This is a genomic window from Kineococcus arenarius subsp. arenarius, from assembly GCF_050871845.1.
In the GTDB taxonomy this organism is placed as follows: domain Bacteria; phylum Actinomycetota; class Actinomycetes; order Actinomycetales; family Kineococcaceae; genus Kineococcus.
Genome location: NZ_JBJLSE010000135.1, coordinates 1 through 8,194, shown reverse-complemented (window position 1 = coordinate 8,194; position 8,194 = coordinate 1). Strand labels below are relative to the sequence as shown.

5 protein-coding genes and 3 pseudogenes are annotated in these 8,194 nt (G+C 71.3%); 1 reads left to right on the top strand and 7 read right to left on the bottom strand.

The genetic code is table 11. From position 1 onward, the window contains the following. Positions 1-74 precede the first annotated feature (74 nt). From ACRYM0_RS19615 to ACRYM0_RS19585, 7 genes and pseudogenes are all read right to left on the bottom strand, one after another. Positions 75-731, bottom strand: a complete 657-nt coding sequence (locus ACRYM0_RS19615) for a helix-turn-helix domain-containing protein (RefSeq protein WP_432507531.1) — start codon at positions 729-731, stop codon at positions 75-77. A gap of 214 nt (positions 732-945) precedes the next feature. Continuing rightward, positions 946-1,584: an Atu4866 domain-containing protein gene (locus ACRYM0_RS19610; RefSeq protein ID WP_432507530.1), complete on the bottom strand. Its 639-nt coding sequence runs from the start codon at positions 1,582-1,584 to the stop codon at positions 946-948. Next, the gene (locus ACRYM0_RS19605) at positions 1,581-2,972 is read right to left on the bottom strand and encodes an amidohydrolase family protein (protein WP_432507529.1); all 1,392 of its coding nucleotides are present in this window, start codon (positions 2,970-2,972) and stop codon (positions 1,581-1,583) included. The genes ACRYM0_RS19610 and ACRYM0_RS19605 overlap by 4 nt, the downstream gene beginning before the upstream one ends. Further along, the gene (locus tag ACRYM0_RS19600) at positions 2,969-3,721 is read right to left on the bottom strand and encodes an Atu4866 domain-containing protein (RefSeq protein WP_432507528.1); all 753 of its coding nucleotides are present in this window, start codon (positions 3,719-3,721) and stop codon (positions 2,969-2,971) included. The genes ACRYM0_RS19605 and ACRYM0_RS19600 overlap by 4 nt, the downstream gene beginning before the upstream one ends. 243 nt (positions 3,722-3,964) lie before the next feature. Then, a pseudogene (locus ACRYM0_RS19595) lies at positions 3,965-4,818 on the bottom strand (HARBI1 family protein). A gap of 398 nt (positions 4,819-5,216) precedes the next feature. Beyond that, positions 5,217-6,392 (bottom strand): annotated as a pseudogene (locus ACRYM0_RS19590) (IS3 family transposase). 145 nt (positions 6,393-6,537) lie between these two features. Beyond that, positions 6,538-6,652 (bottom strand): annotated as a pseudogene (locus tag ACRYM0_RS19585) (transposase family protein); the annotation flags it as partial. Positions 6,653-6,875: 223 nt separating this feature from the next. Here ACRYM0_RS19585 and ACRYM0_RS19580 point away from each other — a divergent pair. Next, positions 6,876-8,069: an asparaginase gene (locus ACRYM0_RS19580; RefSeq protein WP_432507527.1), complete on the top strand. Its 1,194-nt coding sequence runs from the start codon at positions 6,876-6,878 to the stop codon at positions 8,067-8,069. Positions 8,070-8,194: the final 125 nt, after the last annotated feature.

Sequence of the window (8,194 nt, the reverse complement as noted above, 5' to 3'; positions counted from 1 at the left end):
GCAGTCACCTGTCCATCTTCGACCACGGGGGTGGGTGTCGTCACGGTCACGATCATGGTTCCGATCTCGCCCTGTCAGGAGAGGTTGCTACGAGCGGCTGGCCTCAACTCACCCTGACAGACAGGGAAGGCAGCGCTGGCCGCGGACAGCTCCAGCACCAGGCGGCGCACGGCGTCAGCGCAGTCCACGTGCCCCAAGGCCAGGCGCAGGCTGGCCACGCACGATTCCGCGGCCCGGTTCCAGTGGCTGTAGAAATGGGCACCGGCCGGATCCAGGAACGTCATGCGCGCCACGTTGTCGATGCGGGTGAACTGCGAGTACAAGGCGCCGGCCAGCGCGTTGTGTGCCAGCACGTCCAGCTGCCGATTGATGATCACCGCGGGGGTGTGCGGCCAGGCCTGCAGCAGGTCCTTCAGCGCCTGTGGCGCGGCGGCGGCCACGGGAGCCAGGGCGGTGGGCGCCAGGTCGGCCAGGCGGAAGAGGTGCCCGCGCTGGTCGTGGTCCAGGCACAGGGCGTTGGCGATCGCGTTGAGCACTGAAGGTGAGGGGTTGCGTTCGCGGCCCTGTTCCAGGCGGGCGTAGTAGTCCACGCTGACGCCGGCGAGCATGGCCACCTCCTCGCGGCGCAGTCCGCTCACCCGGCGGCTGGTGTGCGCCGGCAGCCCCACGTCTGCCGGCTGCACGTGGCCGCGACGGGCCTTGAGGAACGCTCCGAGGTCTGAGGTGCTCACGCTTAGACCGTAGACGGGCGTCCGCTTGCGCTACCAGGACCTGGCGCTCCCTGGCAGCCGAGGCTGCCGACCCGGCCTGCGCCAGGCAGCGCCGGGTGAGGCAGCGCCGGGTCAGGCAGCGCCGGGTCAGGCTGGGCGCGCCGCTGACCCGTCGCCCACACGAGTTAGGCGCAGCGGCGGCCCAGCGGCGGATCAACACTGGGTCAGCACTGGCTCAGCGGCGTGTCATGACGAACCCGGCGTGGTGCAAGACACCATCCAGCAGCTGACCGAAGGCCCAGAACCCGCAGTCGTCCAGGTACGTGATTCGATCCTCGCGCACCCAGTAGCGGCCCGTGTAGGCGTCGGCGCGCCCGCCCCGGGTCTCGGAGTAGCGCCCATCGGGCCGCAGGTGCTGCAGCAGGCCGCGGCCGGGGTCCTGCCAGGTGCCCACCCACGCTGCCCGCACGGCCGGGTCGGCGACGTCTTCTCCTGCGGCCCGGGTCGGCTTGCCGTGCCAGGCCTCCAGGTGCCCGGCGACCCACACCGCCAGCAGGTCCGGTGGGTTCACGACCAGCATGGCGCGCACCTGCGCCTCGGTGACCGGGCGACGCACCAGGGCGAAGGTGGCCGGGTTGCCGGGGAGGAGGTCGTACCTGCCGCGCCGGTCGGGCGGCAGTTGCGCGACGGCGCTGTCGACCAGCAGCGGGACGGCGCAGGCGCCGTCGGCGCCGATCACCTCCGTCCCCGGGGCGGCCGGTTCCCTGCCCAGGTGTCTGCCGGCCACGTGCAGGTCGCCGGGCGCCACGGTTCCGGGCGTGGTCATGACGTGCAGGTCCGCGAGGACGAACGTGGTGGCGCTCGGTGGGATCACCGGCCGGCTCCGGTGGTCGCGAGGCGCTCGGTGATCGCAGCGACGGAATCGTGCACCCGGGTGCGCAGGGCGTCGACGTCCACCCCGACGAGCGCGCCGTTCCACTTGCGCACCTGGCCGGCCACCCACACCGAGGTGATGTTCGAGCGGTCTGCTCCCAGCACCAGGGTGCCGACGGCGTCGTGCAGCGGCATGGTGTTGATCGCCTCGGCGTCCACGACGATGAGGTCGGCCTGCTTGCCGGGGGTGAGGGAGCCGGTGCGGTCGTCCAGCCGCAAGGTGCGCGCTCCCGACAAGGTGGCGAAGTCGAGCACGTCGCGGGTGGTGATGCGGGCGGCTTCGTCCTGAGTGCCGTAAGTGGCGTTGACCGCGCGCATGCGCTGGATCGTCAGCAGCGCTCGCATCTGGGTGAACATGTCCGAGGCCAGCGCGACCTCCACGTCCACCGACAGCCCGGGCCGGATGCCGTGCGCGAGGGCCTCGTCGACCGGTGGGACGGCGTCCTCCAGGCCGATCTGGGCATCGGAGGTGGGGGCCAGCGAGACGCTCACGCCGTGCTCGCGCATCGCCGCCCAGGCCTCGGCGGACAGCGCCGTGCAGTGGATGGCCTCCAGGTGCGGGCCCAGCAGTCCTTGCTCGCGCCAGCGCAGGATCTCCTTCGAGGCGCCCTGCCCGAAGACGACGTCCAGGCTCACGCCGATGTCCAGGTCCGCGGCGATCCGGGCCAGTTCGGGTCCGTACGCCAGGTGACCGGCGATGTCCGCGGTGGCCAGCGCCGCCATGCGCAGAGTCACCAGCTGCTCGTCGGTGGGCACGTGGGTGGCCCGCAGCCTGGCCAGGTCCGCGGGCCACTGCCCGTCCCAGGCGCCGAAGTGCGGGGCCATCGAGGCGTGCACGCCGCGGATGCCCGAGTTGATCAGCGCGGTGATCGCAGCGTCGGAGTGGGCGGCGGTGCGCGAGTTGTGCGAGAAGTCGAGCATCGTGGTGATGCCGCCGTCCAGCGCGGTCAGCGCGGCCAGTCGGGTGCCGAGGTAGATGTCGTCGGGGGTGTAGGCCGGCGCGACGTTCATCAGCGTGGAACGCAGGTACCCGCCGAGGTCGTCGACGTCGGGGATGGTGCGGCGCATCTGCGCCTGCCAGGCGTGCCGGTGGGTGTCCACCATGCCCGGGGCGATGATGCTGCCGGCCGCGTCGATGACGAGCGCGCCGGTGTCCGGCAGGCCGCGGCCGACGTCGAGGATGCGCGAGCCGCGGACCAGGACCTCACCGGCGTCGATGGTGCCCAGCGCAGGATCCATCGTCACCACGCTCGCGCCGCGCAGCAAGACCAGGCGGTCGGGATCGGTGGCGGAGCGGTTCAGCGCGTCAAGGGTGACGTCGGTGCTCATCGGGCGTCCTTTCGGTGCATGGTGTAGCCGGCGTGGTGCAGGGCGTCGTCGGTTCCGTCGTGGCTGAAGCGGCCGAAGGCCCAGAAGCCGAGGTCGTCGAGGTAGTCGATGCGCTCACCGTCGATCCAGTAGCGGCCCGTGAAGGCGTGCGGGCGACCACCGCGGGTCTCGTCGTAGCGGCCGTCGGCGGTCAGGTCCTGGTGCAGGAAGTCGTCGGTGTCGATCCAGACGCCCACGCGGCCGGGGTCGACCGCGAGCCGGTCCGGCTGCAGCGGTGCGGTGGCCGCACCGGTCAGCAAGCGGCCGGCCCAGTGCACGGGGCGTCCCTGCTGCAGCACGGCCAGCAGCAGTTCGGGCTGGGTGAACGCAGTGTGCAGCGCCGTGGCCAGGTCCGGGGCGTGCTCGTCGGGCACGACGATGACGCCGGCGTCCGCGCCGGGTGCGAGCGTCCCGGAGCCGGTGCCGCGCGCGGCGGTGCCCAGGGTGACGGTCGCGTCCAGGCAGGCGGGGAGCACAGTGGTGCCGGTGGCGTCGATGACCACGGCGCCGTCGTCCTCGGCGGCGGTGACGATGCCGGGCCCGACGCCGACGATCAGCGCCCCGCCGATGAGCACGTCAGCGCCGGGCATGGTGCCGATCAGCGGGTCGAGGGTGTGGACCGTCGCGTTGGTCAGCAGCAGCGGCCGGTCGGCGCCGGCGCGCACGGCCGCCAGTCCGGCGGCCGTGAAGGTGGGGAAGGTGTTGGGCATGGCTCCACCTTCGTGCGGCTCGGTGCGGCGCAGAAGGCCGGGACGCACCCACGGAGTGCCGCACCCTGGCCCGCAATGCCGCATGCTTCACGGCGCGATCGCCACGGTGTGGTTGCCGAGGAGGTCGGTCCACGGACTGAACCGTCACGGGTTCGCTGCCGTCTTCACACTGGCCGCAGCTCCACCTCGGAGGCGGTGAGCTCAGTGAGCATTTCTCTGTAGCGGCTTGATCGTCACGCTGGGTCAGGTGGTGCGATCGTGTTCGAGGTGCAGCAGGACGAGGACGGCAGCGGCGATGGCCCCGATCCGCTGCGGGCACAGCGTCACCTTCTGCAGGGCCCGGTAGTTCTTCAGCCAGGCGTTGCCCTGCTCGGCGCGGGCGCGCACGTAGGCGTGAACGCGGTTGAAGGTGCGTTCTGCGACGTCTCCAGGTCGCGGTCCTTGGGGAGCTTGTGCGGGCAGGTGAGGCGAGCTCGTTCGCCCTCATAGCCCAGGTCGGCCAGCACCGCGTGACCGGCGCCGGTGAACTCGACCAGCGCATCCAGCAGGTCAGCGTGGATGCGGGCACAGGTGATGTCGTGTTCACGACCCGGGCGGACGCCGGAGACCCAGATCGGCCAGCCGTCCGGGGCGGTGAGGACCTGGATGTTCCCGCCGTGCTTGTGGTGCTTGCCCGACCACCAGAGGTCCACGCCCTTCGTCGGGCCCTGCACCGCAACCCGATTGGTCGCGATCAATGTCCCGTCCAGGTTGACGTGGCTGTGCCCGGCGGCGTGCGCGGCCAGCAGCGCCGGGCGCAGCCGGGGTGCCTGCGCGGCGATCACGTCCAGGGCCTCGTGCACGTACCAGTACGTCGTCGAGGTGCCCATGGCGTTGTCGCGGGCCAACTGGGCCACCCGCACGGCGTCGAGCAGGAACCGGCAGATTCCCCCACTTCGTGGGAGGTGCCCCCAGCACTGCCTGGGCGAAGCATCCAGGACCCGCCGGCCGGTGCGGGTGCCCAGCACCAGGCGGTGGCGCAGCAGCAGGGCGGCGATGTGCTGCACCGTGGCCCGGGAGGTGGGCAGCACGGCGGTGTAGGTGACAGACTCGGGCACGGTAGGACTCCGGTGGTGCAGTTGCTGTAGGAGGCCCTGTCTCTACCGGAGTCCTGCCCCCACCCACCAGCGCGGACCCATGCTCCGTTACCTACAGTCACCGTCGACGGCCTACAGAGAAATGCTCAGTGAGCCTTCGTCAGTAACGGTTCCCCCAAGTGCTCAACATTAGGTCGATGTCGATGATCGCAGTGATGCGCCACGGACAGAAGCGGACTCAGGTCAGAGCACGCCAACGCAACTTGATCACCACCAACTTCTCCGGAGTCGCTGTCCAGTTGATCGGGTCATGATCAATGACCGAAGGCGGACAGCTCAGCAGGAAGCCGTGCGGGGGTTCGGGTCTGCTGCATGATCAGGTGACAGATCACATCACGCGGCCTGACTGGCCGGTGGCGTCATGATGGCTCGTACTCGATGGGGGTCAGTCGACCCAGACCAGCCTGGCGGCGGCGCCGGTGGTAGGTCCGCTCGATCCAGGTCACGATCGCGATCCGCAGCTCCTCACGGGTGGCCCAGGACTGGCGGTCCAGGACGTTGTTCTGCAGCAGGGCGAAGAAGCTTTCCATCGCGGCGTTGTCGCCGGCGGCGCCGACGCGGCCCATCGACCCGACCAGCCCGTGACGGGCGAGAGCGTGGACGTATTTCCTTGATCGAAATTGCGACCCGCGGTCGCTGTGCACCACGCAGCCGGCCACGTCCATGTCCTCGACCCGGCGGCGGGCGACGGCATTGGCCAAGGCGGCCACCGCCAGACGCGACTTCATCCTGGAGTCGATGGAGTAGCCCACGATCCGGCGGGAGAAGGCGTCCTTGATGGCGCAGAGGTAGAGCTTGCCCTCGAGCGTCTTGTGCTCGGAGGGGGCACCTCCCACGAAGTGGGGGAATATCGGTGAGCCAGAGCTGGTTGGGCTGCTCGGCGGTGAAGTTGCGCTGGACCAAGTCGTCGTGGACAGGCGGTCCTGGCTTCTTGCCGTTCTTGCTGCGCCGCTTGGCGAAGGCACTCCACCAGCCGTTGGTCGAGCAGATCCGCCACGCGGTTCGCTCGGCCATCGGCCGGCCGGCATCGCGGGCTTCCTCGGCGAGGTAGCGGTAGCCGAACTCGGGGTCCTCTCGGTGAGCGTCGAAGAGCGCGTCGGCCCGGTAGGCCTCTTCCAGCTCAGCCGGTGTGATCGGCTCGGCGAGCCATCGGTAGTAGTGCTGCCGAGCGATCTTCAACACCCTGCACGTGACCGCTACCGGGATGCCCTCAGCAGCGAGCTCGCTCACGAGCGGGTAGAGCCTTTTCCCGGCAGGTTCGCCTGGGAGAGGTAGGCCGCCGCCCGGCGCAACACCTCGTTCTCCTGCTCCAGCAGCCTGATGCGAGCACGGGCCTGGCGCAGCTCAGCGCTCTCGCTTGTGCTGACACCGGGCTTGGCACCCTCGTCGACGTCGGCCTGGCGCATCCACTTCGACAGCGTCATGACGTGGATGCCGAAGTCGGCGGCGATCTGCTCCAGCGTCACGCCGGACTCGCGGTTGCGAGCCACCCGCACGACGTCGTCGCGGTACTCGCGGGGGTAGGGCTTGGGCACAGCGGCATCCTCCCAGGCTGCCTCTCGGGCAAGCCAGCGTCGGTGTCACCTGATCATGCAGCAGACCCGAACTCGACCAGCGCGGGTAGCAGGTCGGGGTGGGTGCGGGCGCAGGTGGGGGCACCTCCCACGCCCTGGCGTGGGGGAACGTCGTGCTCACGTCCCGGGCGCACGGGTGAGACCCGGATCGGCCAGCCGTCGGGGGCGGTGAGAACCTGGACGTTGCCGCCGTGGCGGCGGTGCTTGCCCGACCACCAAAGGCACGCCCGCCGACCTCGTCGCCGCCCGCTGCACCCTCACCGGTGAGCACCTCGCCGCCTACGTCGGTGGACAGGGGCCTCGGCGGCTGTCCTGACCGCCCGGAGCACGGGGTTTCCGTCGTGTTGCGGGCGGCACCGATCCGTAACAACGCGGACACAGGAGTTCCCTAGGGTTCGGCACTCCGGTGCCCACCGGAGCGCCGCCGTCTCAGGGAGAAGACCCGTGTCCCGACGTTCGACCCTCACCACCGCTCTCGTCTCCGGGACCCTCGCCGCCGGTGTCGCGCTCGGTGTCTCCACCGTCCTGCCCGCCGGCGCGACCCCGGCCGCCGCACCCGCCACCGCCGTGGCTGCACCCGCCCTGGCCGTGGCTGCCCCCGCCGCGCAGGGGAACCACCGCACCCCGGAGGTCACCGTCATCGGCACCGGCGGCACCATCGCCGGCCTGGCGGAGTCCCGCGACGCGCTGCAGACCTACCGCGCCGGGCAGGTGCCGATCGCGGACCTCGTCGGCGCGCTGCAACCGGAACTGTCCGGCGTGGCGGAGGTCGAGACCGTCCAGTTCGGCAACGCCGGGTCCAGCGGGTACACGATCGAGCAGTTCCGCGAGCTCACCCTCGCCGTGGACGAGGCGCTGAAGACGTCGGACGGCGTCGTCGTCACCACCGGCACCGACACGATGGAGGAGTTCGCGTACTGGCTGGACCTGACGGTCCGCAGCGACAAGCCGGTCGTGCTCACCGGCGCCATGCGGCCCTCGAACGTGATCGGTGCCGATGGCCCGGCGAACCTGTTCAACGCGATCCGCCTGGCGGGCAGCGGCGAGACGACCTGCTACGGCGCAGTCATCATGCTCAACGACGAGTTCTACGCGGCCCGCGAGGTGACCAAGACCGACGCGCTGCGCCTGGACACGTTCGACGGCGGGCAGTTCGGCGCCCTCGGCGTGATCGACGAGGAGCGGGTGACGACGCGCCGGGCACCGGCACGGGCGGAGCAGTGCGGGACGGCATCGTGGTCCACGCCGTTCGACGTGTCCACGATCGGGGCGGCGGACCTGCCGCGCGTGGAGATCGCGTACTCCTACCAGGAGGCCGGCGGCGAGGCGATCTCCGCGTTCGCCGCCGCGGGCGTGGAGGGCATCGTCACCGCGGGTACGGGTGCGGGCGGGATCTCCCCGGCGATGCGCGAGGCCCGCACCGCCGCCCTGGAGCAGGGGGTCCTCTTCGGCACCACCACCCGCACCGGTTCCGGTTCCATCTACGACGCCGAGGAACCCACCCCCGGCGTCATCGGCATGGAGGACCTGCTGCCGCAGAAGGCCCGGCTGCTCCTGATGCTGTCCCTGGCCTTCAGCGAGGACGAGGCCCAGGTCCGCGAGTGGGTGGACACCATCGGCAGCCCCGAGTTCTCCTGACGCGCGGCGGGGGGGGGGGGGGGGGGGGGGGGGGGGGGGGGGGGGGGGGGGGGGGGGGGGGGCGGGGGGGGCGCCGGCGCGGGCGGCCCGCCCCCCCGCCGGCGGCCGCGGGCGGCGGGGTGGGG